At 67.3% G+C, this 25,527-nt stretch carries 22 protein-coding genes; 6 read left to right on the top strand and 16 right to left on the bottom strand.

Annotation, left to right across the window (positions count from 1 at the left end):
- Window positions 1-84 precede the first annotated feature (84 nt).
- The 8 genes from leuB to ilvD form a co-directional block, all read right to left on the bottom strand.
- Window positions 85-1,191, bottom strand: a complete 1,107-nt coding sequence (gene leuB / locus JKF87_RS02000) for a 3-isopropylmalate dehydrogenase (RefSeq protein ID WP_201096807.1) — start codon at window positions 1,189-1,191, stop codon at window positions 85-87.
- Complete coding sequence (gene leuD, locus JKF87_RS01995; RefSeq protein ID WP_201096805.1) at window positions 1,191-1,775, bottom strand: 3-isopropylmalate dehydratase small subunit; 585 nt, start codon at window positions 1,773-1,775, stop codon at window positions 1,191-1,193. Before leuD ends, leuB begins: the two co-directional genes overlap by 1 nt.
- On the bottom strand, window positions 1,768-3,183 hold the full coding sequence (gene leuC / locus JKF87_RS01990) for a 3-isopropylmalate dehydratase large subunit (RefSeq protein ID WP_201096803.1): 1,416 nt from the start codon (window positions 3,181-3,183) through the stop codon (window positions 1,768-1,770). Before leuC ends, leuD begins: the two co-directional genes overlap by 8 nt.
- Window positions 3,176-4,135 (bottom strand): branched-chain amino acid transaminase, encoded by a 960-nt coding sequence (locus JKF87_RS01985; protein WP_201096801.1) that lies wholly within the window; start codon window positions 4,133-4,135, stop codon window positions 3,176-3,178. The genes leuC and JKF87_RS01985 overlap by 8 nt, the downstream gene beginning before the upstream one ends.
- A 61-nt stretch (window positions 4,136-4,196) precedes the next feature.
- Window positions 4,197-4,448: an ACT domain-containing protein gene (locus tag JKF87_RS01980; RefSeq protein ID WP_201096799.1), complete on the bottom strand. Its 252-nt coding sequence runs from the start codon at window positions 4,446-4,448 to the stop codon at window positions 4,197-4,199.
- Window positions 4,448-6,175, bottom strand: coding sequence for an acetolactate synthase 2 catalytic subunit (gene ilvG, locus JKF87_RS01975; protein ID WP_201096797.1), 1,728 nt, complete (start codon window positions 6,173-6,175; stop codon window positions 4,448-4,450). The genes JKF87_RS01980 and ilvG overlap by 1 nt, the downstream gene beginning before the upstream one ends.
- A 19-nt stretch (window positions 6,176-6,194) precedes the next feature.
- Window positions 6,195-7,208, bottom strand: a complete 1,014-nt coding sequence (gene ilvC / locus JKF87_RS01970; RefSeq protein ID WP_201096795.1) for a ketol-acid reductoisomerase — start codon at window positions 7,206-7,208, stop codon at window positions 6,195-6,197.
- A gap of 3 nt (window positions 7,209-7,211) precedes the next feature.
- Complete coding sequence (ilvD, locus tag JKF87_RS01965; RefSeq protein ID WP_201096794.1) at window positions 7,212-8,951, bottom strand: dihydroxy-acid dehydratase; 1,740 nt, start codon at window positions 8,949-8,951, stop codon at window positions 7,212-7,214.
- 477 nt (window positions 8,952-9,428) lie between these two features.
- Here ilvD and gap point away from each other — a divergent pair, with 477 nt between their 5' ends.
- The 3 genes from gap (at window position 9,429) to fba (ending at window position 13,047) form a co-directional block, all read left to right on the top strand.
- On the top strand, window positions 9,429-10,436 hold the full coding sequence (gene gap / locus JKF87_RS01960) for a type I glyceraldehyde-3-phosphate dehydrogenase (protein ID WP_201096793.1): 1,008 nt from the start codon (window positions 9,429-9,431) through the stop codon (window positions 10,434-10,436).
- Between the two features lie 176 nt (window positions 10,437-10,612).
- On the top strand, window positions 10,613-11,809 hold the full coding sequence (locus tag JKF87_RS01955; protein ID WP_201096792.1) for a phosphoglycerate kinase: 1,197 nt from the start codon (window positions 10,613-10,615) through the stop codon (window positions 11,807-11,809).
- A 152-nt stretch (window positions 11,810-11,961) separates the two neighbouring features.
- Window positions 11,962-13,047: a class II fructose-bisphosphate aldolase gene (gene fba, locus JKF87_RS01950; protein ID WP_201096791.1), complete on the top strand. Its 1,086-nt coding sequence runs from the start codon at window positions 11,962-11,964 to the stop codon at window positions 13,045-13,047.
- 6 nt (window positions 13,048-13,053) lie between these two features.
- Here the strand turns inward: fba and JKF87_RS01945 are convergent, their stop codons facing one another.
- Complete coding sequence (locus JKF87_RS01945; protein WP_201096790.1) at window positions 13,054-13,689, bottom strand: DUF2799 domain-containing protein; 636 nt, start codon at window positions 13,687-13,689, stop codon at window positions 13,054-13,056.
- A 94-nt stretch (window positions 13,690-13,783) separates the two neighbouring features.
- Here JKF87_RS01945 and JKF87_RS01940 point away from each other — a divergent pair, with 94 nt between their 5' ends.
- From JKF87_RS01940 to rpoH, 3 genes are all read left to right on the top strand, one after another.
- Window positions 13,784-14,803: an RluA family pseudouridine synthase gene (locus JKF87_RS01940; RefSeq protein ID WP_370874272.1), complete on the top strand. Its 1,020-nt coding sequence runs from the start codon at window positions 13,784-13,786 to the stop codon at window positions 14,801-14,803.
- Between the two features lie 13 nt (window positions 14,804-14,816).
- On the top strand, window positions 14,817-15,122 hold the full coding sequence (locus JKF87_RS01935) for a GNAT family N-acetyltransferase (protein ID WP_201096789.1): 306 nt from the start codon (window positions 14,817-14,819) through the stop codon (window positions 15,120-15,122).
- A 245-nt stretch (window positions 15,123-15,367) separates the two neighbouring features.
- Complete coding sequence (rpoH, locus tag JKF87_RS01930; protein WP_201096788.1) at window positions 15,368-16,255, top strand: RNA polymerase sigma factor RpoH; 888 nt, start codon at window positions 15,368-15,370, stop codon at window positions 16,253-16,255.
- A 46-nt stretch (window positions 16,256-16,301) separates the two neighbouring features.
- Here the strand turns inward: rpoH and JKF87_RS01925 are convergent, their stop codons facing one another.
- From JKF87_RS01925 to JKF87_RS01895, 7 genes are all read right to left on the bottom strand, one after another.
- Window positions 16,302-17,099, bottom strand: coding sequence for a response regulator (locus JKF87_RS01925; protein WP_201096786.1), 798 nt, complete (start codon window positions 17,097-17,099; stop codon window positions 16,302-16,304).
- A 77-nt stretch (window positions 17,100-17,176) separates the two neighbouring features.
- Window positions 17,177-18,472, bottom strand: a complete 1,296-nt coding sequence (locus tag JKF87_RS01920; RefSeq protein ID WP_201096784.1) for an adenylosuccinate synthase — start codon at window positions 18,470-18,472, stop codon at window positions 17,177-17,179.
- A gap of 78 nt (window positions 18,473-18,550) precedes the next feature.
- A complete protein-coding gene (locus JKF87_RS01915; protein ID WP_201096782.1) occupies window positions 18,551-19,714 on the bottom strand; it encodes a phosphoserine transaminase in 1,164 nt (387 codons plus the stop codon).
- Between the two features lie 29 nt (window positions 19,715-19,743).
- Window positions 19,744-20,670, bottom strand: coding sequence for a DnaJ C-terminal domain-containing protein (locus JKF87_RS01910; RefSeq protein ID WP_201096780.1), 927 nt, complete (start codon window positions 20,668-20,670; stop codon window positions 19,744-19,746).
- A gap of 88 nt (window positions 20,671-20,758) precedes the next feature.
- Window positions 20,759-24,445: a baseplate multidomain protein megatron gene (locus JKF87_RS18465; RefSeq protein WP_201096778.1), complete on the bottom strand. Its 3,687-nt coding sequence runs from the start codon at window positions 24,443-24,445 to the stop codon at window positions 20,759-20,761.
- On the bottom strand, window positions 24,446-24,883 hold the full coding sequence (locus JKF87_RS01900; RefSeq protein WP_201096776.1) for an NlpC/P60 family protein: 438 nt from the start codon (window positions 24,881-24,883) through the stop codon (window positions 24,446-24,448).
- Window positions 24,880-25,527 carry a baseplate hub domain-containing protein gene (locus tag JKF87_RS01895; RefSeq protein ID WP_201096775.1) on the bottom strand — a complete coding sequence of 216 codons (648 nt, stop codon included), beginning with the start codon at window positions 25,525-25,527 and terminating at the stop codon, window positions 24,880-24,882. Before JKF87_RS01895 ends, JKF87_RS01900 begins: the two co-directional genes overlap by 4 nt.

Here is a 25,527-nt window from a genome sequence, read left to right as displayed (position 1 = left end):
TGCGATTATGCGATCTCTTCTCGATATTTTGTGGCGCCAATAGCCGCGCTTGAGGGTCAGAAATTCGGCCCTCGTTCGCCGCCTTTACGCCCAGTGCATCTGCACCCGATGCGCCGCCGCCCAGTGGATGGCGCGCAGAGCGTCGATGACGGCGTCCGCAGCGGCCCGCGTCCCCAGTTCGCCGCCCAGATCAGCGGTGACGGCGCCTGACGCCAGCACGGCGGCGACGGCGCCTTCGATGGCGTCCGCCTCGTCTTCCAGCTTCAGGCTGTGGCGCAGCAGCAGGGCCGCCGACAGGATGCCGCCGATCGGATTGGCCAGGTCCTGCCCGGCGATGTCCGGCGCCGACCCGTGGATCGGTTCGAACAGGCCCGGCCCTTCCGTACCCAGCGAGGCCGACGGCAGCAGGCCGATGGAGCCGCCCAGAACCGAAATCTCGTCCGACAGGATGTCGCCGAACATATTCTCGGTCAGGATGACGTCATATTCGCGCGGCTTGCGGATCAGGTGCATGGCCATGGAGTCGACCAGGGCGTGCTCCAGGGTGATCTCGGGGTATTCCTCTGCGTGGATGCGGGTCACGACCTCGCGCCACAGGCGGCTGGTCTCCATCACATTGGCCTTGTCGACCGAGGTGACCTTGCCGCGACGCTGCTGGGCGGTCTGGAAGGCGGCGCGGGCGACGCGCTCGATCTCCACCACCGTATATTCGCACAGGTCCGTGGCGCCCTTTTCGTCGCGCGTCTTCTTGCCGAAATAGACGCCGCCGGTCAGTTCGCGGAAGACGATCAGATCGACGCCTTCGACGATCTCCTTCTTCAGCGGCGAACGGTGCGCCAGGACGGGCGAAACCTGCAGCGGACGCAGGTTGGCGAACAGGCCCATCGCCTTGCGGATGGCCAGCAGACCTTCCTCGGGACGGCGCTTGCCGCCATCCCACTTGGGTCCGCCGACAGCGCCCAGGAATACGGCGTCAGCGGCCAGGCAGGCCTCGCGCGTCGCATCCGGCAGAGGGTCGCCCGTGGCGTCGATGGCCGCGCCGCCGATCAGGTGTTCGGAGAAGTTGAAGACGTGGCCGTAGAAGTCGCCGATGACCGACAGCACGCTGCGCGCGGCGCTGGTCACTTCGGGGCCGACGCCGTCGCCGGGCAGCAGGACGACATTATAGGTCTTGGGGGCGGCGTTGGTCATCAGATGGTCTCTCTCGAACGCTCGAACGCTTCGATCTCAGGCAGGTTTGATTGCAGCCAGCCCAGGGTGTCCACCCCGTCCAGCAGGCACTGACGGGCGAAGGATTCGACCCCGAACGGCACGGGCAGCGCATTGCCGCGCCGGATCTCGTTCGCCTGAAGGTCGATCGTCACGGGCTGATCCGGCTGCGACGCCAGATCGTCCCAAACCGCCTGACTGACCACGATGGGCAGCAGGCCGTTTTTCAGCGCATTCGATGTAAAAATGTCAGCAATCTCGGTCGAGATCACCGCCCGGAACCCATAGTCGTACAGGGCCCAGGGCGCATGTTCGCGCGACGAGCCGCAGGCGAAATTCTTTCCGGCCAGCAGGATGCGATGCTCAGCCGGGTCGATGCGGTTCAGGATGGCCTCGGGCTTTTCCGATCCATCGCCCTCATAGCGCCAGTCATAGAAGGCCGCCTTGCCCAGCCCCTCGCGGGTCGTGGTGGTCAGGAAGCGGGCCGGGATGATCTGGTCAGTGTCGATATTGGCCTGGCTGAGCGTGACCGTCCTCGACGTCAAAACCTGGAACGGCTCAGACATTTTGCGCTCCTATCGTCTCACGCAGGAAGACGCGCGGGTCGGTCAGCACGCCCGCCACCGCCGTCGCCGCCGCCGTGGCGGGGCTGGCCAGAATGGTGCGAGCGTCCTTGCCCTGACGCCCTTCGAAATTGCGGTTGGAGGTCGAGACGGCCAGTTGCCCCGGCGCCACCACATCGCCGTTCATGGCGATGCACATCGAACAGCCGGGAATGCGCCATTCGGCCCCGGCGGCGATGAAGACCTCGTGCAGACCTTCGGCCTCGGCGTCGCGACGCACAGCCTCCGAACCGGGCACCACCAGCATCCGCAGGCCCGGCTTCACCTTGCGGCCGCGCAGCACCTCGGCGGCGGCGCGCAGGTCAGGCAGACGGCCATTGGTGCAGGAGCCGATGAAGACCACGTCCACCGGCTGGTTGGTCGTCGCCTCGCCTGCGGTGAAGCCCATATAGGCGATGGCCTTGCGGTCGGAATCCGACTGGGGCTGCGGCACCGGCGAACCGATGGGCGCGCCTGCGTCCGGGGTCGTGCCCCAGGTCGCCATCGGACGGATGGCCGCGCCGTCCAACACGACCTCCTTGTCGAAGACCGCGCCGGGATCGGTCGCCAGCGTCAGCCACTCAGCCGCCGCCGCCTCATAATCCGCCGGGACATTCTTGCGTCCGCGCAGCCAGTCGATGGTCGTCTGGTCGGGGGCGATCATGCCCGCACGCGCACCGGCCTCGATGGACATGTTGCACAGGGTCATGCGCCCTTCCATGTCCAGCGACCGCACCGCCTCGCCCGCATATTCTATGACATAGCCGGTGCCGCCGCCGAACCCGATGGCGGCGATGACGGCCAGGGCGACATCCTTGCCCGACACACCGGGCTGCAGTCGCCCGGTCACGGTCACGCGCATGGACCTGGCCTTGCGCTGCAACAGGCACTGCGTCGCCAGCACATGGCCGACTTCCGAGGTGCCGATGCCGAAGGCCAGCGCACCGAAGGCGCCGTGCGTCGCCGTGTGGCTGTCGCCGCAGACGACCGTCATGCCCGGTTGGGTCAGGCCCAGTTCCGGCCCCATGACGTGGACCACGCCGCGATCATCAGAATCCCAACCGGCCAGACGCACCCCGTGGGCGGCGCAGTTGCGCTCCAGCGTGTGCACCTGGGCCTCGGCCTGGGCGGTGACATAGGGCTTCAGGCCGTTCAGCCCCGCAGGCAGGGTCGGGGTCGAGTGGTCCAGGGTCGCATAGGTGCGGTCGGGGCGACGCACCTTCAGGCCGCGCGCCTCGATCTCGCTGAACGCCTGCGGGCTGGTGACTTCGTGGACCAGGTGCAGGTCGATATACAGAACCCCCGGCGTCTCGGCCGTTTCCGACCGCACGACGTGGGCGTCCCAGACCTTGTCGAACAGGGTCTTAGGCATATTCAGGCGTCCGTTTCTCTGCGGGCGCGTCAATCGGCTCCAGCCAGCCGAAGGTGTCCGGCGTCTCGCCCGTGAACAGGCCGCGGAAAGCGTTGTTGATCGCTTTGGTCACCGGGCCAGGCCCTGCGGCCCGGGTGGTGATGCCGTCGACCGAACGCACCGGCGTGATCTCTGCGGCGGTGCCGGTCATGAAGATTTCGTCGGCCAGGTACAGGGCTTCGCGCGGCATGGCCTGTTCGATGACCTCATACCCTTGGGCCTTGGCCAGCTTGATGACGCTGTCGCGCGTAATGCCCATCAGGATGGAGTTGGCAGCGGGCGGGGTCATGACCTTTCCGTCCTTGACCACGAACAGGTTCTCGCCCGCCCCTTCGGACAGACGCCCATCGACGCCCAGGGCGATGCCTTCGCCAAAGCCGCCAACGCGGGCCTCACGGCCGATCAGATATGAGGACAGGTAGTTGCCGCCTGCCTTGGCCGCCGACGGCGTAGTGTTCGGCGCGGTGCGGTTCCAGCTGGAGACGCAGGCGTCCACGCCCTTCTCCAGCGCCTCTTCGCCCAGATAGGCGCCCCAGGTGAAGGCGGCGATGGCGATGTCGACGTTCATGTTCTGCGGCTGTGGCGTCACGCCCATGCCGCACTGGCCCAGGAAGGCGATGGGGCGGATATAGGCCGAACGCAGCCCCTCGGTCCGCACCACCAGATTGCAGGCTTCGACCAGCTCGTCCTCAGTGTAGGGCAGTTGGATATGATAGATGCGGGCGCTGTCGAACAGGCGGCGGACGTGCTCGCGCAGGCGGAAGCCGCGCGGGCCGTTGGGCGTGTCATAGACGCGGATGCCTTCGAACACCGAGGTGCCGTAATGGAGCGCATGGCTCATGACGTGGATCTTGGCGTCGGCCCACGGCGTCAGTTCGCCATTGACCCAGATGTTCTCAGCCAGCGGCTGCATGCACGTCTTCCTTCTTACTTCTTGGGTTGGCGCTCGATGAAGGAGCGCCGCGAGGCCGCGATCAGGCGGCCTCGGACTGGATCATGTCGTTGCCGATGCGGCGAGCGCCGAACAGGCGGTCGATCTGGCGGCCCAGATTGTCCGTGCTGCGGGCGGCGTCGCGGCTGCGGACCGTCAGGGCGATGCGGCGGAAGTCGCCTTCATCGGCCATGTTGATGCCGTCGATGTGGAACCCACGGCGCTCCACCAGACCGATGAGACGCTGAAGCGAGCCGTCGGCCCGGTCGATCTGGATGTGGATGGTGTCAGTCATCACAGTTCTCCTTCAGCGGTTGCAGCATGCATCATCTGCGCGTTGTTCTTGCCCGGCGGCACCAGCGGCCAGACGTTTTCGGCGGGATCGATAATGACGTGGGCCAGGATCGGTCCCTCGGCGGCCAGCAGCCGCTCCAGGCCCGCCGTCACCTGATCGCGGCGTTCAATGCGGAAGGCCTCGATGCCGAAGGCTTCGGCGACCTTCACGAAGTCCGGGTTGTCGGACAGGTCGACCTCGGAGAAGTTCCGCTCGAAAAAGAACTCCTGCCACTGGCGCACCATGCCCAGGCGAGAATTGTCCAGCAGCAGGATCTTCAGGGGAATATTGAAGCGGTTGACCGTGGCCAGTTCCTGAATGTTCATCATCACGCCGCCGTCGCCCGTGATGGTCACGACCACGGCGTCCGGCTCGGCCAGCTTGGCGCCGATGCCCGCAGGCAGGCCAAAGCCCATCGAACCCAGACCGCCCGAGGTGATGTGCGCTTCAGGACGCGAGAATTCACAGTGCTGGGCGACCCACATCTGATGCTGGCCGACGTCGCAGGCGGCGATGAAGCCCGGACCAGCCAGGCGCGACAGTTCGTTCAGCAGAGCCGGCGCATAAACCTTGTCGCCCGGCGCGTCATAGCGGACTTGCGTCTCGGCGGAGCGCGCGCGCCACTGATCGGCCCAGGCCGAAACCTCGATGGCGGGACCATCGGCCAGACGCCGGTTCAGCGCCTCCAGATTGGGCTTCAGATCGCCGACGACGCCGACAGCGACGGAACGCAGCTTGCCGATCTCGGACGGATCAATGTCGAAATGGATGACGCCGGCCTCGGGCGCGAACTCGGCCAGCTTGCCGGTGGCGCGGTCATCGAACCGGGCGCCGACGACGATCAGCAGGTCCGAGCCCTGAACCGCCTCGTTGGCGGCAGGCGTGCCGTGCATGCCCAGCATGCCCAGATAATTGTCCTGCCCCGTCGGGATCGAGCCCAGGGCGTTCAGGGTCGAAACCTGCGGAATGCCGGTCAGGGCCGCGAACTCCCGAACCGCCTCGACCGCGCCCGAGATCTTGGCGCCGCCGCCGACGTACAGGACCGGACGACGCGCAGCCCGGATGGCGGCCTCGGCCTCGGCGATGACCGAAGGTTCGGCGACGGCGATCTCGTTGGGCAGATGCAGGCCGCGCGGCTCGCTGGTCAATTCGAACTGAACATCCTTGGGCAGGTCGATCAGGACCGGCCCCGGACGGCCCGAACGGGCGATATGGAAGGCCTCCTGGATGATCGCCGGAATGTCGGCGGCGTGACGGACCAGGTAGGAGTGTTTCACCAGCGGCAGGGTGACGCCCAGGATGTCGACTTCCTGGAACGAGTCCGTGCCCATGACACCCTGGGCGACATTGCCGGTGATGCAGACCATCGGAACGGAATCCAGCATGGCGTTGGCGATGCCGGTGACCAGATTGGTCGCGCCCGGTCCCGAGGTCGCCATGCAGACCCCGACCTTGCCGCTGACCCGTGCGTAGGAGTCAGCGGCGAAGGCGGCGCCCTGTTCGTGGCGGCACAGATAGTGCTGCAGCTTGGAACCGGCCAGGGCGTCATAGATGGGCATGATCGCCCCCCCCGGATAACCGAACACCACCTCTACGCCCAACTGCTCCAGGGTGGAGACCAGCAGGCGGGCGCCGGACTGGGCGGCCTCGGCAGAGGGTTTGAAGGCGACGGCGGTCATCTGGGTCATCCGGTCTTTAGGTCTGGGCTCAGGCCGCTTCGGACTTGGGCGTGTTCAGCCAGGCCATGCGTTCACGCAGACGCGCGCCGACCTGTTCGATCTGGCTTTCGCGGTCCGCCTTCAGCCAGGCTTCGTACTGCGGCTTGCCGGCCTCGTTTTCGGCGATCCAGTTGCGCGCGAAGGTGCCGTCCTGGATCTCGTCCAGAATGGTCTTCATGCGGGCCTTGGTTTCTTCGGTGACGACGCGCGGGCCGCTGGCGACGGCGCCGTACTTGGCCGTTTCCGAGATGAAGTGGTGCATCTTGGAGATGCCGCCTTCGTAGAACAGGTCCACGATCAGCTTCAGCTCATGCAGGCATTCGAAATAGGCGATCTCGGGCTGGTAGCCGGCCTCGACCAGGGTGTTGAAGCCCTGGATGACCAGTTCCTTGGCGCCGCCGCACAGAACGGCCTGTTCGCCGAACAGGTCGGTCTCGGTCTCTTCGCGGAAGGTGGTCTCCAGCAGGCCGCCGGTCGCGCCGCCGTTGCCCTTGGCGTAGCCCATGGCGCGGTCGCGCGCCTTGCCCGTGACGTCCTTTTCGATGGCGAACAGCGACGGCACGCCGCGACCGCGCTGGAACTCGCGGCGGACCAGATCGCCCGGGCCCTTCGGCGCGACCAGGATGACATCCATGTCGGGGCGCGGCGTGATGCGCTCATAGATGATCGAGAAGCCATGGGCGAACAGCAGGGCCGAGCCTTCCTTGGCGTTCGGTTCGATGACGTCGCGATAGACTTCACCCTGGATCATGTCCGGGGTCAGGATGGCGATGATGTCCGCGCCCTTGACGGCTTCAGCCGGTTCGGCGGTCGGCAGGCCGTCGGCGGTGGCGTGCTTCCAGCCCGTGCCGCCTTCGCGGACGCCGACGATCACGTCATGGCCGCTGTCGCGGAGGTTCTGGGCGTGGGCGCGGCCTTGCGAGCCATAGCCGATGATGGCGATGCGCTGACCGGCGATGGCGCCCGGCTTGATGTCGTCGTTGGTGTAGATGGTGATGGCCATGGGTCAGGCGTCCTGAGCAGCGGGTTTTTTGCTTGATGCCGGGATTTGAGCCGGCGGCGGGTTGGGAATGGTGACTGCGCCTTGGGCCGCCGAGGCGACAGAGGCGCGGTACTTGGCGAAAACACCTCGCGCCGGACGAACTACGTGGGGCGTAAAGCCCGCCCGGCGCGTCGCCAGATCGACATTGACGTCGATCCGGCGGTTGGTGACGTCGATGGTGATGCGGTCACCATCGCGAATGAGTGCAATCGGTCCGCCGACAGCGGCTTCCGGCGAAACATGCCCGGCGACGAAGCCGTAGCTGGCGCCCGAGAAGCGACCGTCCGTCAGCAGGGCGACGTTGTCGATCTTGCGGCCCTTTAAGGCGGCGGTGACCTGCAGCATCTCGCGCATGCCGGGACCGCCCTTGGGCCCTTCGTAGCGGATGATGATGACATCGCCTTCGCCGACCGTGCCGTCCTGAACAGCGTGGAAGGCGTCCTCCTCGCTGTCGAAGACGCAGGCCGGGCCTTCGAAGACATCGACCTTGTGGCCGGTCAGCTTGATGACCGCGCCTTCGGGGGCGACATCGCCATAGATGACGGCGTAGCTGCCGCGCGCCATGACCGGGGCGTCGAAGCTGGTGACAACCAGTTGGCCCGGAGCCTCCTCGGCGTCAGCGGCTTCTTCGAACAGGCTGCGGCCGGTGACGGTCGGGGTGTCGACGATCTTGCCCGCCTCAGCCATGCGTTGCGTGACCAGACGCGTGCCGCCCGCCGCGAACAGGTGCGAGGCCAGGAACCGGCCGCCCGGCTTCAGGTCGCAGATGACCGGCGCCTCGATGCAGGCCTGGTGGCAGTCCTCCACGCCGAAATCGACACCCGCCTCGGCGGCGATGGCCGTCAGGTGCATGACCGCATTGGTCGATCCGCCCGAGGCGGAGACCGCGACGGCGGCGTTCTTCAGGCTGGCCTTGGTGATGTATTTGCGGGCGTTGTCGCCAGCCAGAACACGCTCGACGATGATGCGGCCGCAACGCTCGCCTTCCGCGCCCTTGTTCGGATCGACGGCCGGAACATCGTTGGCGCCCATCGGGCTGATGCCCATGACCGACAAGGCCATGGCCATGGTGTTGGCGGTGAACTGGCCGCCGCAGGCGCCGGCGCCGGGGCAGACCGCGCTTTCGACCGCCTTCAGGCCTGCGTCGTCCAGCGTGCCCGCCGAATGCGCGCCGATGGCCTCGAACACTTCCTGAACCGAGACTTCCTTGGTGCCGATGACGCCCGGCAGGATGGTGCCGCCGTAATAGACCAGGCCGGGGATATCCATCCGCGCCAGGGCCATGGCCGCCGCCGGGATCGTCTTGTCGCAACCGACGATGCAGACAACGCCGTCCAACTGGTGCCCCTCGATGGCCAGTTCGATGGAGTCGGCGACGACTTCGCGGCTGATCAGCGAGGCCTTCATGCCCGGCGTGCCCATCGAGATGCCGTCGGTGACGACGATGGTGTTGAAATCGACCGGATAGCCGCCCGCCGCGATGACGCCTGCGCGCACGTCCTTGGCCAGGCGGTCCAGGTGCATGTTGCACGGGGTGACCGTCGACCAGGTGTTGACGATGCCGATCATCGGCTTGTCGAAGTCGGCGTCCTGCATGCCTGCGGCGCGCAGATAGGACCGCGCCGCCGCCCGGTTGGGGCCAGCCGTGACCGAGGCGCTGCGCGCGTTCGGCTTCCTGGGTTCAGAGGTAGAATCTTGCGTCATCGGTCCAGTTCATTTCGAACCACCAAGCACGAAAAACCCCGCTTCCTTTCGGTAGCGGGGTGGTGCCGGGCGATCCTGAGTGCGTTTAGGTCAGGTCGCGTGCATCCACGCCGCTTGCGTAAGCAGGCCAATAAGTACGGTGAGAATGAGTACGAGTCGGGCGTCGAACACCGTCGGCGCGCGAGCGACCGCCACCGCCTTCGCGGTGCGTCCCTTCATCATTGCGCGCGTCATTGTGGCCACGGGTGGCTCCCTGTTCTGACGGCAAGAAACCACACCGGCCGGTACGGCGCAACCCGCTTGAGCAAGATTTTTGCCCCATCCGCCAAAAACATCGCCTGACGGGGTGTTTCTTGCCGCAACAGCCCTCGGCGTAACAGTTGATCGCCCGATGTTACGTCCTCGGGGTTGAAACACGCGGCGCTCGCGGTCATTGAAACGGCCAACGATAAAACCACCACTCAGAGGAGCCTCCCCATGACCGTTCGCGTCGCCATCAATGGTTTCGGCCGCATCGGCCGCCTAGTTCTGCGTTCCATCGTCGAACATGGCCGCACGGACATCGAGGTCGTGGCGATCAACGATCTGGGCCCGGTCGAGACCAACGCTCACCTGTTCCGCTACGATTCGGTGCACGGCCGCTTCCCCGGCACGGTGACCTCGGGCGAAGACTGGATCGACGTCGGCACGGGCAAGATCAAGGTCACGGCGGAACGCGATCCGGCCAACCTGCCGCACGCCGAACTGAAGGTGGACATCGCCTTCGAATGCACCGGCATCTTCACCTCCAAGGAGAAGGCCTCGGCTCACCTGAAGGCGGGCGCCAAGCGCGTGCTGGTTTCGGCCCCGGCTGACGGCGCTGACAAGACCATCGTCTTCAAGGTCAACCACGAAACCCTGACCGCCGACGACATCGTCGTCTCGAACGGTTCGTGCACCACCAATGCCCTGGCCCCGGTGGCCAAGGTGCTGAACGACCTGTTCGGCATCGAGCGCGGCTATATGACCACCATCCACGCCTACACCGGCGACCAGCCGACGCTGGATACGATGCACAAGGATCTTTACCGGGGCCGCGCCGCCGCCCTGTCGATGATCCCGACCTCCACCGGCGCCGCCAAGGCCCTGGGCCTGGTCCTGCCGGAACTGAAGGGCAAGCTGGACGGCTCGTCCATCCGCGTCCCGACCCCGAACGTCTCGGTCGTGGACCTGAAGGTCGTCGCCGCCCGTGACGTGAACGTGGACGAGATCAACGCCGCGCTTCAGGCCGCCGCCGACGGTCCCATGAAGGGCGTCCTGTTCACGACGACGGATCCGCTGGTGTCCAGCGACCTGAACCACATCGCCGCCTCCTCCACCGCCGCCCTGCCCCAGACCCAGGTCGTCGACGGCAAGCTGGCCCGCGTGCTGAGCTGGTACGACAACGAATGGGGCTTCGCGACCCGCATGGCCGACACGGCCCTGGTGATGGCGAAGTTCCTGTAAGACTGCCTCCCTCTCCCAGCGGGAGAGGGCTTGAGCGCACGGCGGCGTAAGCCGCCGTTCTGGCGCGAAAGGGTGAGGGACACGATGTGCGAACTGGGCCATCGGAAGTCCCTCATCCGTCTCGCTCCGCGAGCCACCTTCTCCCCACGGGAGAAGGATCATGAGAGATTGAATCGATGACCTTCCGCACCCTCGACGACGCCAAGGATCTCGCCGGCAAGACGGCTCTGGTCCGCGTGGACTTCAATGTCCCGATGGAGGGCGGCAAGGTCACCGACGACACCCGTCTGCGGGTCGCCCTGCCGACGATCCAGCGCCTGCGCGACGCGGGCGCCAAGGTGGCGCTGCTGGCCCACTTCGACCGTCCCAAGGGCCAGCGCGTCCCGTCAATGAGCCTGAAGCCCGTCGTTCATCCGCTGGAGGAACTGCTGGGCGCCCCGGTCCGATTCGCCGACGACTGCATTGGCGGCCCCGCCGTCGAGGCCATCCGTGATCTGGATGCGGGCGGCGTGGTTCTGTTGGAAAACGTGCGCTTCCACGCGGCGGAAGAGGCCAATGATCCGGTCTTCGCCCAGAAGCTGGCCGACCTGGGCGACCTCTATGTCAACGACGCCTTCTCGGCCGCCCACCGCGCCCACGCCTCGACCGAAGGCGTCGCCCACCACATCCCCGCCTATGCCGGCGAATCCATGCGCCGCGAACTGGACGCGCTAGACGCTGCGCTTGGCAAACCGCAGAAGCCGGTCATCGGCATCGTCGGCGGTTCCAAGGTCTCGACCAAGCTGGACCTGCTGAAGAATCTGGTCGGCAAGCTGGACAAGCTGGCCATCGGCGGCGGCATGGCCAACACCTTCCTCTACGCGCAAGGCGTCGATATCGGCGGTTCCCTTGCGGAGCGGGACATGGCTGCTGCCGCGCGCGAGATCATGGCCGAGGCCGAGGCCAAGGGCTGCGAACTGCTGCTGCCGGTCGATGTCGTGGTCGCCGTCGAGGTCAAGCCGGGCGCCGAGGCCCGTACGGTCAAGACCGGCGAGGCCCTGTCTGCCGACGACAAGATTCTGGACGCCGGTCCTGAGACCGTCGCCCGCCTGAACGCCGCCATCGACGCGTCAAAGACCCTGATCTGGAACGGCCCGCTGGGCGTGTTCGAGGTTCCGCCCTTCGACGCCGCCACGGTCGCTGCGGCCAAGCACGCCGCCGCGCGCGCCAAGTCGGGCGCCCTGATCGCTGTCGCAGGCGGCGGCGACACGGTTGCGGCCCTGAACCACGCCGGCACGTCCGACGACATGACCTTCGTCTCCACCGCAGGCGGCGCCTTCCTGGAGTGGATGGAGGGCAAGGTTCTGCCGGGCGTAGAGGCCCTGCGCGCCTGATCGAACAGCGGGCGCGCGATGCATTCCCGTCACGCGCCCGCGTCTTCGCTCTCAACCGCGCCATTGCGGCGTTACATGGCGTGACTTCGCAGCGCACCACAGCTAATCTCTTGCCCAATTAAAAAAACTAATCGGCTCAGGAGACTACAAGAATGGCGCGCATCACGCTGCGGCAGCTGCTCGATCATGCAGCAGAGAACGACTACGGCCTGCCGGCCTATAATATCAACAACATGGAACAGGGTCTGGCGATCATGGAGGCGGCCCACGAGGTCAACGCCCCTGTCATCATCCAGGCCTCGCGCGGCGCCCGCAACTACGCCAACGACATCGTGCTGGCCAAGCTGATCGACGCCCTGGCGGAACTGTATCCGCACATCCCGGTCTGCATGCACCAGGACCACGGCAATGGCCCGGCGACCTGCGCCACCGCCATCCAGTACGGCTTCACCAGCGTCATGATGGACGGCTCGCTGGAAGAGGACGCCAAGACCCCTGCCAGCTACGAATACAATGTCGACGTCACCCGCCGCGTCACCGAAATGGCCCACGCCTGCGGCGTCTCGGTCGAGGGCGAGCTGGGTGTTCTGGGCTCGCTGGAGACCGGCATGGGCGAGGCTGAAGACGGCCACGGCTTCGAGGGCGTGCTGGATCACTCCCAACTGCTGACCGACCCTGATCAGGCCGTCGATTTCGTCGCGGCCACCAAGGTCGACGCCCTGGCCATCGCCATGGGCACCAGCCACGGCGCCTACAAGTTCACGCGCAAGCCGGACGGCGACGTCCTGGCCATGAATGTGATCGAAGAGATCCACCGCCGCCTGCCCAACACCCACCTGGTGATGCACGGTTCATCGTCGGTGCCGCAGGACCTGCAGGACATCATCAACGCCTATGGCGGTGAAATGCCCCAGACCTGGGGCGTGCCGGTCGAAGAGATCCAGCGCGGCATCAAGCACGGCGTCCGCAAGGTCAACATCGACACCGACAACCGCATGGCCATCACCGGCGCCATCCGTAAGGCCCTGATCGAGAAGCCGGGCGAGTTCGATCCCCGCTACTATCTGAAGCCTGCCAAGGAGGCGATGAAGAAGCTGTGCATGGAGCGTTACCTCCAGTTCGGCTGCGAGGGTCAGGCGTCCAAGATCCGCCCGCTCTCCACCGCCCAGATGGCCAAACGCTACACCTCGGGCGACCTTGATCCGTCGTTCCGCGGCGCAACCGTCAAGGCCGCCTGATCAGGCTCAGACCGGGTAGCGGCGCGACAGTTCGTACCGCACCCGGTTTTCTTCCCGCCGCGCGACGTCCAAAGCGTCCCCGGCGTCTTGCGCATTGCGACGCGCATCGCGGATTTCACCGCGCACTTCCTGAATACGATCACGGATTTTCTGGCGCTCTTCGTCGGACCGTCCGCTCTGGCGCAGCTCCGCCTGTTTGGCCTCCAGCTTGTCCTCACGATTCTCGATCCGGGAGATGGCGCTGTTCAGCGCGCTCTGTGCAGACTCAACCGCGGCCACGGCATCGTACAGCCGCCGCCCATCACGATAAGCAGGCAGGAACTCCGCCTCTTCCTGCGGACGACAGACGCCGTAATAGGTGTTGCCTGCCCTGCCCTCGGTCCAGCCGCGCTGGAAGGTGCAATAACCGCGCAGCCCATCCTCGCGGGCGGACTGATAGGCGTTGGGATTGGGCATGACCTGATATTTGGCGCAGGCCTTTGCGTGTTCTTCCAGCCGCGTCATCGGATAGCCTGACGCCCCGTCATCATAGCCCTTTTGGCCCCAGTCGCCGACCAGGCACTCGTCCTTGCCCATGGTAGCGCAGCTTGCCAGCAATACCCCGGCCGCCGCCACGCCGCCGATGATCAACAGCCGCCGCATCGCAATCCCTCCTGCGCCCCCAGCTTGACTATCCAACAGCGCCGCCCCCTCGCGCAAGCGGTCCGGCGTGCTACATCGGCGGCTGGAGACCGCCTTGCCCCAACACCTGCCCGAACCCGACCTGCCCGACGACGAAGACGCCGCAGCCGCCGAAGTGCTGCAGGCCCGCATCGACACGCCGGGCGTGCGTCTGGACAAGGCGCTGGCCGAAGTCTTCCCCACCCTTTCACGCGCTCGGCTCCAGGCGCTGCTGGCCGAAGGCGCCGTCAGCCGCGACGGCGTCGCCCTGACCAGCGGCTCAGCCAAGGCCCAGCCGGGCCTCTACGCCGTCGCCCTGCCCCCGGTCGCGCCCGCCACGCCCCAGCCCGAGCCCATCCCCCTGACGGTTCTCTATGAGGACGCGGACCTGATCGTCATCGACAAGCCCGCAGGCATGGCCGCCCACCCCGCGCCGGGCTGCGAGACAGGCACCCTGGTCAACGCCCTTCTGGCCCACTGCGGCGACAGTCTGTCAGGCATCGGCGGCGTCGCCCGGCCCGGCATCGTCCACCGGCTGGACAAGGACACCTCCGGCGTCATGGTCGCCGCCAAGACCGACCGCGCCCATCAGGGCCTGTCCGCCCTGTTCGCCGCCCATGACATCGAACGCACCTACATCGCCCTGAGCCGCGGCGCCCCCTCGCCGTCGAAAGGGCGGATCGAAACCCGCATCGGTCGCTCCAATGGCGACCGCAAGAAGATGGCGGTGCTGAAGTCCGGCGGGCGTGAAGCCATCACCGACTATGTCGTCCAGACCACTTTCGGCGAACCGGCGAAGGCTGGCGGCGCGCCGATGGCCGCCCGCGTGGCCTGCACCCTGCACACGGGCCGCACCCACCAGATCCGCGTTCATCTGGCGTCCAAGGGCTCGCCCCTGCTCGGCGACCCTGTCTATGGCTCCGGCAGCCCCACCGCCCCCGTCCGCGCCGCCATCGCCGAGGCCGGACTGGCCCGTCAGGCCCTGCACGCCGCCGTCCTGGGTTTCGTTCACCCCGTCACTAACGAACCGCTCCGCTTCGAGACCGCGCCCCCTGCTGATATGCAGTCGCTTGAGACTTTGCTGACCACGCTCTGAAAGGCGCCGACCGATGGCTGATCCCGAAATCCGCGACAACGCCGAACGTCACCAGTACGAACTGCCGGTCGAGGGCGAGATCGCCGTCGTCACCTATAATCTGTCGCCGCCCAATCTGATGATCACCGAGACCCTGGTGCCTCAGCGTCTTGAAGGGCGGGGCATCGCCAGTCGGCTGGCCAAACACGTTATCGAGGACGCCAGAGAGCGCGAACTGCTGATCCTGCCCGTCTGTCCCTTCTTCGCCGCCTATTTCCAGAAGCATCCCGACCTTGCCGACACGGTTCACCCGACCTATCGCACCATTCTGGGTCTCTGAGCCGGGTCCAGGAATCGCATTTGCGGCGTCTTAGTGGGTCTTGAATAGAAACTGACGACTTCTATATTGCTGTCTGTTCGGCGCAGAGTGGCGCGCAGGCAACGGTCACGCTTTCGTGTGGCCGCTCGCCTCTAAACATCGAGGCAACTCATCACCATCTGAGTGGTTGAGGGGAGAGGCTTCGATGCACACACTGTGGTCGAGGACGCAGAGCCCGCTCGTTTAGACGGTCGGAGGGACCAAATATGGCTGCTAATAGTACGCTCGCGGTGATGTCGCCTGAACAGGGACTGTCGCGTTATCTGACGGAAATCCGCAAGTTTCCGATGCTGACCAAGGACGAGGAGTTCATGCTCGCCAAGCGTTGGTCAGAGCACCAGGACCCCGAAGCCGCCCACCGTCTCGTGACCTCTCACCTTCGTCTCGTGGCCAAGATCGCCATGGGGTATCGCGGCTATGGCCTGCCGATCGGCGAAGTGATTTCCGAGGGCAACGTCGGCCTGATGCAGGCCGTCAAGAAATTCGATCCTGACAAGGGCTTCCGCCTGGCGACCTACGCCATGTGGTGGATTCGCGCGTCGATCCAGGAATACATCCTGCGCAGCTGGTCCCTCGTGAAGATGGGCACCACCGCCGCGCAGAAGAAGCTGTTCTTCAACCTGCGCAAGGCCAAGAGCCAGATCTCGGCCTTCGAGGAAGGCGACCTGCACCCTGAACATCTCGCCGCCATCGCCACCAAGCTGGGCGTGTCGGAAGAGGAAGTCACCAACATGAACCGCCGCCTCGGCGGCGACGCCTCGCTGAATGCGCCCCTGCGCGCCGACGGTGAAAGCGAATGGCAGGACTGGCTGGCCGACGACACGGCTGTCTCTCAGGAAACCCAACTCGCCGAAGACGAGGAAAAGGGCATCCGCATGAGCCTGCTTCAAGAGGCCATGGAGGAGCTGACCGAACGCGAGAAGCACATCCTGACGGAGCGCCGCCTCAAGGACGATCCGGTCACTCTGGAAGAACTCGCCGGCCAGTACGGCGTGTCGCGCGAACGCGTGCGCCAGATCGAGGTCCGCGCCTTCGAGAAACTGCAAAAGGCGATGCGCTCGGCCGCTGAAGAGCGCAATTTGGTCGACGCCTGACCCTGTCGCGCTTCATGCCCGTCGGCGTGAAGCGCGCTGATCCTCTCTAGGACGCCCGCGCGACAGGCGCGGGCTGCCCCAGCGCCAGAATGGCGCCGACCGGTTGGGCCAGACCCGCCTTGGTCGACGGCCCCGACGCCAGATAACCCTCTAGTCCGGCCGCAGCGATCGCCAGCTTGGCGTCGCCGATCTTGGCGCCGACCGCCTTCAGCGTCTCGGCCTGCTGGCGGATGGCGCGCGTCGCCTGCATCGGATCCTGGTCAAACTGGCTCATGGCCGCAACCAGAATCCGCGTGGCCTGATCCCGGATATCGACCGCAGACCCGGACGAGGCGTCGCCCTTGCGCTTCTTCGCCCCGGCGTATTCGCCCGAGTTGAACCGCCGACGATCCGGCCCGACATAGCCCACGGCCTCCACCCACGGACGGGGCTTCAAGGCGACATTCTCGACCCGCTTGAACAGGTCGCCCGTCGTGAAGGGCTTGCGCAAAAACTCGTGAACGCCCGCATCGCGCGCGCCCTTGATGGCGCCGGCGGTGGCTTCGGCCGTCACCATGATGATCGGCGCCATGCGGCTGACCATATGCGACCGACGAATGCGCCGCGCCAGGCTCTCGCCATTCAGGCTGGGGCCCGCCCGCTCCATGAAGATGATGCCCGGCTCGGCGTCGCGCACCAGTTCCAGCGCCCGATCCTCGTCGCCGTCCACATAGACCTCGCGCGCGCCCAGCCCCTTCATGATGTCCGTCATCAGACGGGCCGCCGAAGGATTAGGCTCGACAAGAACCACCCGACGCACAGCCGGCGCGATACGATTCAGCGTCTTGACGTCAGCAGTGAACACGGCTCGGCTCCTTTGCGCCGTAACCTTAACCTCTGCCGGTTAAGAGCCGTTGAATCACTCCGAGGTTTTCGCGGCCCCTAGCCCTGGAAGGGATCGCGCATCAGGATCGTATCGTCCCGCTCAGGGCTGGTCGACAGCAGAGCCACCGGCGCGCCGATCAGTTCCTCGATCCGGCGCACATATTTGATGGCGTGGGCGTTGATGTCCTTGAAGCTGCGGACCCCGGCGGTGCTTTCGCTCCAACCTTCCAGTTCCTCGAACACCGGCTCGGCGGCGGCCTGGGCCTTCAGGCTGCTGGGCAAATAATCCAGCACCTCGCCATCCACCTTGTAACCGACGCAGATCTTCAGCGTCTTCAACCCATCCAGCACGTCCAGCTTGGTCAGGGCGATGCCGTCGATGCCGTTGATGGCCACCGACTGACGCACCAACACGGCGTCGAACCAGCCGCAGCGGCGCGCGCGTCCCGTGTTCACCCCGACTTCACGCCCTACGGTCGCCAGATGCTCTCCGACTTCGTCGTTCAGTTCGCAGGCGAACGGCCCCTCGCCCACGCGGGTCGTATAGGCCTTCACGATGCCCAGCACATAGCCGACGCCGCGCGGGCCGATGCCCGAACCCGCCGCTGCCTGTCCCGACACGGTGTTGGAACTGGTCACATAGGGATAGGTGCCGTGATCCACGTCCAGGAAGGCGCCCTGCGCCCCCTCGAACAGCACGCGTTTGCCGTCCTTCTGCGCCTGATCCAGCACGCGCCAGCCGGGCTTCACGTAAGGCAGGATTTTCGGCGCGATCTCCAGCAGTTGCGCCAGCAGCGCTTCCGGATCGATCGGCTCAAGCCCCAGACCCGCCCGCAGCGGATCGTGGTGCGAGCGCAGACGGTCGATCTTGACCTTCAGGTCGTCTTCATTGGCCAGGTCGCAGACGCGGATGGCGCGACGGCCCACCTTGTCCTCATAGGCCGGGCCGATGCCGCGTCCGGTCGTGCCGATCTTGGCGCCCGGCGCGCTGGCGGCGGCTTCGCGCGCCACGTCCAATGCGGGGTGGATCGGCAGGATCAGACAGGCGTTGTCGGCGATGGTCAGGATGTCGGGCGTGATCGCCACGCCCTGCGCCTGGATTTTCTCGATCTCGCCGACCAGATGCCAGGGATCGACCACCACCCCATTGCCGATGATCGAGGGTTTGCCCTGCACCACGCCCGAAGGCAGCAGCGCCAGCTTATAGACCTTGCCGTCAACGACCAGCGTATGGCCCGCATTGTGGCCGCCCTGGAACCGCACCACCATGTCGGCGCGATTGGACAGCCAGTCCACGATCTTGCCCTTGCCCTCGTCGCCCCATTGGGCGCCGACTACCGCGACGTTCGCCAAGATCGTTTCTCCGCAATTCAGAATGCGGTGGGAGCCTATAACTCCTGAATCATCAGAAGTCGCCCCATCCGTGCGGAATTATGCGGCCAGTTCGCTGGCCGCCGTCTCGAACGCCCATTCCAGCCACGGCGTCGCCGCCACGACATCCGCCGTCTCGACGGTGCAGCCGCACCATAGACGCAGGCCCGGGGGCGCATTCCGGTGCGGCTCCATGTCGAACACCGCCCCCTCGCCTTCCAGCAGGGCCTTGAACCGCGTGACGAAGGCCTTTTTGGCCTTGTCGTCCAGCGCCGCAATCCGCGCATCTATGAACTTCAGGCAAACCGAAGTGGTCGACCGCACCTCCGGTCGCTCGGGCAGGAAGTCGACCCACGGCGTGCGCGCCACCCATTCGTTCAGGGCTGCATAATTGGCGTCCGTGCGGCGGATCAGCTCCTCCAGACCGCCGACGCTTTCCGCCCAGTCCAGGGCGTCGATCCAGTCCTCGATGGTCAGGATCGAGAAGGTGTTCATCGCCACCCCGTCGGCCAGGGCGCGATCAAACCCCTTGCCGTCCGTGATCCGCAGGACCTTGGGAATGGGCCGGTCAGGTCGGTATGTGTCCAGCCGCTCGACCGCGCGCGGCGACAGCACCATCACCCCGATGCCCGCCTCGCCGCCCAGCGCCTTCTGGAAGCTGAAGGTCACCACATCCAGCTTGTCATAGGGCAGAGGCATCGCGAACGCCGCCGAGGTCGCATCGCAGATCGCCAGCCCCCCGCGGTCGTCGGCGATCCAGTCCGCGTTCGGCACGCGCACGCCCGAGGTCGTGCCGTTCCACGGAAAGACCACATCCTTTGACCAGTCCACATTCGACAGGTCCGGTAGATCGCCCCACGGCGCCGTCAGCGCCTCCGGCTCCAGCCCCAGATGGTCTTTCACGTCCGCCAGCCAGGTCAGGCCGAAATTCTCGAAGGCGACCACCTGCACGGGCCGCTGGCCCAGCATTCCCCACAGCGCCGCCTCGACCGCACCCGTGTCGGACCCCGGCGTATAGAGCAGCACATGGCTGTCCGGGACCTGCAGCACCTCGCGCGTGCGGCGCAGGCCGTGGGCGAAACGCTCCACCACCTCGGGCGCGCGGATGCCGCGTCCCAGCAACTCCTGCGGCAAGGCTCCCAGGCTGTAGCCGGGTCGTTTCGCCGTCGGCCCGGACGAGAACCAGGGCCGCGCCGGCCGCACATCAGGCTTTGCAATCGTCATCTTCGTCTCCCCCGAGGCGGTGTTGGGCTTCAGCGTCCCGGCGTATAGGGCCGCTTGGCGCGCCAGTCCTCGGCGAACCTGGTCAGCTCCGTATCCGGCTCATCGGGCAGGGTCACCGCCAGCTTGGCCAGCAGGTCGCCGCGTTTGCCTTGGGCGAACGCCCCGCGCCCCTTCAGGCGCAGCACCTTGCCAGAGTTCGACCCCGCCGGGATCGTCATCTGCACCACGCCCTCGGGCGTCGGCACGCGCACCTTGGCGCCCAGCACCGCGTCGGGAACCGACACCGGCAGGTCCATCGTCAGGTCCGCGCCGTCGCGTTTATAGATCGGGTGGTTCTCGATCCTCAGTTCGATCAGGGCGTCGCCGTTCTCAGCCCCGCGTCCCGGCGCGCCCTGTCCGCGCAGGCGGATGGTCTGGCCTTCGGACGCCCCCTTGGGGATGGTCACGTCCAGCGTGCGTCCGTCCGAGAACTGGATGCGCCGCGTGGCGCCCGCGATGGCGTCTTCCAGACTGATGTCCAGCGTCGCCTTCACATCCTGCCCGCGTGAGGAGAAGTCTCGCGCGCCGCGCTGACGGCCCGATCCGCCGAACATGCCGAACAGGTCGTCCAGATCGACGCCTTCGAAATTGGCGCGCCCGCCGGGTCCGCCGCCGAAGCCGCCGCCCATCCCGCCGCCCTGGCCGAACGGATTGCCGCCAGGCCGCCCCCCGCCAAAGCCGCGATGCTGTTCATTGCCGTCACTGTCGATCTGGCCCGCGTCGTATTTGGCGCGCTTGTCCTTGTCGCCCAGGATGTCGAAGGCGGCCGTCACCCGTTTGAACTTGTCCTCGGTGATCTTGTCGCCGGGGTTCTTGTCGGGGTGCAGCTCCTTGGCCAGCTTGCGGAACGCCTTCTTGATCTCGTCCGCGCTCGCGCCCTTTGAAACGCCCAGTTCCTTATAGGGGTCGCCTGCCACGTCCGTTGTCGCTCCAACTGAAAACCAAGAGTGGCTGTCAGTTAAGCCATGCCCCCGCCCGCGCAAAGGGCCGAACCCGGCATAATCGTCAGGCCAGGGCGATTTCCGCCTCGACGCCCCAGCCGAACCCCTCGCCCCACTGGGCCACGGCGATCCGCGCAGCAAGCGTCACCCCGCCCGGAAAGTCCGCCGCCATGTCCTCTGCAGCATAGCGGACGGTGTTCCCCTCAACCTCCATCATCCGCCGCACGACCGTCCCGTCGCGCACCACCACCCGGAATCGCAGCGGATCCGCAGGCGCAGGCTCTCCTTCCCAGCTGTCGCCATACAGACGCGTCCGCGCCGTCCAGATCACCTTCACCCCGCCGCCGACCGCCTCGATCTTCAGGCTCGCGGGCGACCAGGGGCGGGCGTGAAGCCCCATCGGCGTGAATCCGATCTCGCTGACCCCGTCCCCGCCCGGCGCCGCCCCCGCCGGTCCGGTGCGGCAGATCAGCGGCAGGCCGCGCTCGTTCCGCCCGATCTCCGCCCGCGCCAGCCGGTCGTCCAGCACCACCACGACCGCCCCGGCCTCCGCGCCAGACCGCATCTCGACCTCCGTCCCCCGCTGCCCGCGCAACAGACCCGTCAGCCGCCACGCTCCTGGCCCGATCAGCGCCGCCTTCCGGTATTGCACGATCTCCCACCCCGCCGCCGTCTCGACCGCCAGGGCGTTGGCGCCGCCCAGCACCGCCGACGCCAGCGCGCTTTCCGCCGCCCCGCCTTCCAGACGCACCACCACCGCATTGACCTCGTCCCAGCGGTGACGAACCCCTGGCGACACAGGCTGAACCAGCGTCCCGACCAGCGCTGGCGTCTCCATATCCGCCCGCGCCGTCAGGGTTTCGCGCGACGCCCCGGCGTGGAGCCGCATCGTGCGCCACGGCTCAACCGCCGCCGCGGCCAGCGGCCTTGCATCCTCCTCGCGCCCCATCAGCGGCGGCAGGTCCAGCAGGCAGAAGAAGGGCGCGCCGATCACCGCAGGCGCCTCGCCCCCGCGCCAGCCGTCGTCGTCCTCGGGCGTCCCGCGCCGCACCACCGGCTCCAGCGTCGCCGACGGCGCCTCGTCCAACTCCAGCCGCGTCACGCGCCAGTCGCCCGCGCGCCCGGCCCGTTTCACCACATCCCCCGGCTCCAGCCGCAGCGTCTCCAACGGCCCCAGCGCCAGCACCGAACGATCCGCCGACGCGCCCTCCAAGGCCCGCATCGCCGCCGCCCGCGCCAGTCCCCCGCCGCACACTACCGGCAGGTCCAGATCGATCCCGCCCCCAGTCGCCCCCGCATCGTCCGAGCGCAGCACCACCGCCCCGGTCTGATAATCCGCCGTCTCGTCGATGAAGCGCACCCGCGCCACGCCTGCGCGCGGCTCCAGGCTGCGCGTCGCCGCCTCCGACCCGCCCTTGTCCGGCAGGGCCAGGGCTGCATCCTGAAGGGTCAGCGCCGTCTCGACCTGCCCCAGCACCGCCACCCGCCCGTCGCGTTCCGCGCAGACCGCATCAAACGCCGCCAGCAAAGGCTCCAATGCATCCCGCGTCCGCATCGGGCGATCCAGCAGATAGCCGGACGCCGCCCCTTGCACGCCCTGAACCGAAAACTCATCCGCCGTCAGACCGCCGCGTCTCAACACCGCCTCGATCAGGTCGCGCCCATCGCCCGACAGCCGCCCGTTCAGCCAATGCCCCGCCCGCCATGCGCCCGCATCGGCCCAGACATCTCCGCGCGCCGGAAACGCAGGCCAGGGCCGCGCGTCCCAGCACCAGGCGTCCGCCGCCTCCAGCATCCGCCCGCCATAGACCGCCGACACCGGGTTGTTCTGCGGCTCGGCATAATGGCCCAAAACCGCTTCCAGCGCCGCCCGCTGCACGCCGTCGTCGCGCGCGCCGGTCGATCCCGGCGGCAAGGCGTTCTCGCTGCTCTTCGGGTCCTGGAACAGGTTCGGCGCATTGCCGCCCCGGTCCACAGCCGCACAGCCGAACTCCGACAGGCGCACCGGCTTCATCCCCGGACCCCAGTCCGTCGGCGTCGCCTTCCGCACCCCGCCCGGCCGGTCATGGTGCCGGTTCGACCACCACCCCTTCAGGTCCTTGGGCCGGAACAGCCAGTGCTCACCGTGCGCCCCGTCGACGATCGGCGTCCGCACCTGCGCCGTCCGGTCCGCATCGCTGGCGTAATACCAGTCGAACCCCTCGCCGCCCGCCACGCCCGCCGCCAGATAGGCCGGATCATCCGCCCCCTTCCACGCCGCCGCATCCACGCCGCCGTCGCCCGCCCGCCAGTCGCTCAGCGGCGGATACCAGTCGATGGCGACGTAATCGATGTTGACGTCCGCCCACAGCGGATCGAGGTGGAACACCACCTCCCCACCCGCCTGCCGCCCGAAATATTCGCTCCAGTCGGCGGCGTAGGACAGCTTCACCCCCGTCCCGACCACCGCCCGGCATTCCGCCGCCAGCGTCCGGAACTGTTGCACCGCAGGAAAGCCGCCCGCCGCATCCCGCGTCCAGGTCACGCCCCGCATCTCTGATCCGATCAGCAGGCCGTCCGCCCCTTCCTCCGCCGCGATCCGCGCATAGTGCAGCGCCATCCGCCGCAGGCCCCAGCCGTCCGCCGTCCCGAACAGCTCTGCGATCTGGCCCATCGCCTGCGCCCCGTCGTCGCCCGCAATCCGCCCCCGCCACGGATAGCCGGGGCAGTCCATGAAGACGAAGGGATACAGCGTCACCTCCAGCCCCCGCGCCTTCAGCGCCCGGATCGCCTGACGCACGCTGTCGTCGGACGGCGTGCCGCCATAGGCGGGCGCCCCGTCGACCGCACTGACCTGATAGGCCTGATGCCGCTGCACCCCCGCCACGGACCAGACCATCGGCTGGGTCGGCTTGTCGCGCCGTTCGACGCCGGGCCTGATCCGGCACTGTCCCGCCCGCAGGTCGTCCCCGAACCAGCCGACCACCAGACTGACCCGTTTCAGGTTCGGCGCCTGCGCCTGCAACTGATCCAGCGACACCAGCAGGTCCGCCCGCCCCTCGCCGTTGTGCACATTCTCGACCGCCGTCCGCGTGAGGCCTTCGCGCCGCACCACCGCCTGGGTGGCCAGGGCGAACTCGCCCGCGCCGGGGATCAGGCACACCCCCTCCAGACGGTCCTCCAGACGCGGTGTCCGACCGCGCGGACGTTTGAACACCTCGAAACTCAGCTGCGGTGCCCGGTCACCGAACGGCGCCAGCGGCAGATCCTCGAACACCACATAGGCCGTGCCGCGATAGGCCGGGGCGGCCCCTTCGACAGCTTCAATCAGCGGGTCCGGCGTCTGGGCCTCGCCCCCGCGATGCACCCGCATCACGACGCCGTTCATGTCCATCAGCCGCCCATCGGCCCAGACCCGGCCGACTCCGTCGATCTCGCCCTCGCACAGGGCCACGGCGAAACTCAGCGAATAGGCGTAGTCAACCGTCTTCGGCCCGCCCTTGCCCGCCCGCCCCTTGTTCTTCGCCTCCAGGAACCGCGCGGCCCAAATCACCTGACCCGTCACCCGCGCCCGCCCGAAGACGCAGGCCATCGGCGCGCCCTCGGCCGTGCCCTGCACCTTCAGCGCCTCCAGACGCGGCCCGATCTGGCGCGCCGGGCCCAGCGATCCGATCACCCGGTTGTCGATCACCCGCCCCAGGGTCGATCCGATCACCCGCCCGACGCCGCCGCCGACCGCCTGCCCGACCGCGCTCAGTACGACTTGCGCCATTCACATCTCCTCGGGAAACCGGAACACGGCCGCCAGCCGTCTTCGCCACCACATGCCCATCCAGCTTTCGACCACCGCCCGTCCCCAGTAGGCGTGGATCATCCTCGGCTCCGGCCCGCCGGGATCGCTCAGGATGGCGCAGTGTTTCACCGCCGCCCCCGGCGACATGCGGAACAGCAGCACGTCGCCCGCCTGCATCGCCGTCATCGGAACCGGCTTCAGCCACCGCCCCGCCGCCTCAAGCAGCGTTTCCTCGCCCCCCACCTCGGCCCAGTCCGCCGAATAGGCCGGAACCGTCTCCGGCTCCTCGCCCGTCACCTCGCGCCACACCCCGCGCACCAGCCCCAGACAGTCCGCGCCCACGCCCTTCATGCTGGCCTGATGCCGATAGGGCGTGCCCAGCCATCCTCGCGCGGCGGCGACCACAGGCCCGCTCACCGCCTGCTCCCGCCGTCATTGCGCGCGCCGCCCGCCGGATAGGCCGTCAGGAAGTCGTCGCCCGGCACGTCGGGAAAACCGCGAAAATTCACCCCATTCCCGAACGTCCCGACGCAGGTGGCCCAGCGCTTGTCGCAGGTCCGGCCCGCCACGTTCGCCACCCCGCACCGCGCGTCGCCCAGCCGTGCGTCGCACATCCGCCCATAGGTCCGCCCGACCACCCGCTCCAGCCTGGCCAGCGGCCCTTCCAGTTCCGCGACAAAGGCCCCGGCCTCGCGTCGGATTGAGGCCAGAGTCCCGCTCCACAACCGCACCTTCAGGCTCGGCTCTGACCAGTCCACGCGCCACAGCTCGACCGACGCCCCGTCATAGAGCCCCGCCGCCACGTCGGCCTCGGTGATCGCCGCATCATCCAGCGCCCCCGCCGCCGACGCCGATCCCGCCGCCAGTCCGACCGCGCCGTCGCCCGCCCCCGCCGTCCAGCCGGTGGAGGCCCGGCACAGGGTCCCGTCCATCTCCAGATCGCGGTCGTGATCGGTGAACCCCATCACCGTCCCATCCGCCCGCCTCAGCCGCCAGACATGGCAAAGCATCGCCGCCCCGCTCTCGATGCGGGCGGCCATCTCATCCGGCACATCTCTCAT

This window comes from Brevundimonas nasdae (genome assembly GCF_016654005.1).
Classification (GTDB): Bacteria; Pseudomonadota; Alphaproteobacteria; order Caulobacterales; family Caulobacteraceae; genus Brevundimonas; species Brevundimonas nasdae.
The sequence above is the reverse complement of the archived record's forward strand: the minus strand, read 5'-3'. Positions and strand labels throughout refer to the sequence as shown.

Bases quoted from the DNA above. Each gene is read 5' to 3' on its own strand.
- ilvD (WP_201096794.1), bottom strand. From the start codon at position 8,951: ATGACGCAAGATTCTACCTCTGAACCCAGGAAGCCGAACGCGCGCAGC.
- JKF87_RS01945 (WP_201096790.1), bottom strand. From the start codon at position 13,689: ATGCGGCGGCTGTTGATCATCGGCGGCGTGGCGGCGGCCGGGGTATTG.
- leuC (WP_201096803.1), bottom strand. From the start codon at position 3,183: ATGCCTAAGACCCTGTTCGACAAGGTCTGGGACGCCCACGTCGTGCGG.
- rpoH (WP_201096788.1), top strand. From the start codon at position 15,368: ATGGCTGCTAATAGTACGCTCGCGGTGATGTCGCCTGAACAGGGACTG.
- JKF87_RS01895 (WP_201096775.1), bottom strand. From the start codon at position 25,527: ATGAGAGATGTGCCGGATGAGATGGCCGCCCGCATCGAGAGCGGGGCG.
- JKF87_RS01985 (WP_201096801.1), bottom strand. From the start codon at position 4,135: ATGCAGCCGCTGGCTGAGAACATCTGGGTCAATGGCGAACTGACGCCG.
- JKF87_RS01955 (WP_201096792.1), top strand. From the start codon at position 10,613: ATGACCTTCCGCACCCTCGACGACGCCAAGGATCTCGCCGGCAAGACG.
- leuD (WP_201096805.1), bottom strand. From the start codon at position 1,775: ATGTCTGAGCCGTTCCAGGTTTTGACGTCGAGGACGGTCACGCTCAGC.
- leuB (WP_201096807.1), bottom strand. From the start codon at position 1,191: ATGACCAACGCCGCCCCCAAGACCTATAATGTCGTCCTGCTGCCCGGC.
- ilvC (WP_201096795.1), bottom strand. From the start codon at position 7,208: ATGGCCATCACCATCTACACCAACGACGACATCAAGCCGGGCGCCATC.
- fba (WP_201096791.1), top strand. From the start codon at position 11,962: ATGGCGCGCATCACGCTGCGGCAGCTGCTCGATCATGCAGCAGAGAAC.
- JKF87_RS01980 (WP_201096799.1), bottom strand. From the start codon at position 4,448: ATGACTGACACCATCCACATCCAGATCGACCGGGCCGACGGCTCGCTT.
- JKF87_RS01935 (WP_201096789.1), top strand. From the start codon at position 14,817: ATGGCTGATCCCGAAATCCGCGACAACGCCGAACGTCACCAGTACGAA.
- JKF87_RS01915 (WP_201096782.1), bottom strand. From the start codon at position 19,714: ATGACGATTGCAAAGCCTGATGTGCGGCCGGCGCGGCCCTGGTTCTCG.
- ilvG (WP_201096797.1), bottom strand. From the start codon at position 6,175: ATGACCCAGATGACCGCCGTCGCCTTCAAACCCTCTGCCGAGGCCGCC.
- gap (WP_201096793.1), top strand. From the start codon at position 9,429: ATGACCGTTCGCGTCGCCATCAATGGTTTCGGCCGCATCGGCCGCCTA.
- JKF87_RS18465 (WP_201096778.1), bottom strand. From the start codon at position 24,445: ATGGCGCAAGTCGTACTGAGCGCGGTCGGGCAGGCGGTCGGCGGCGGC.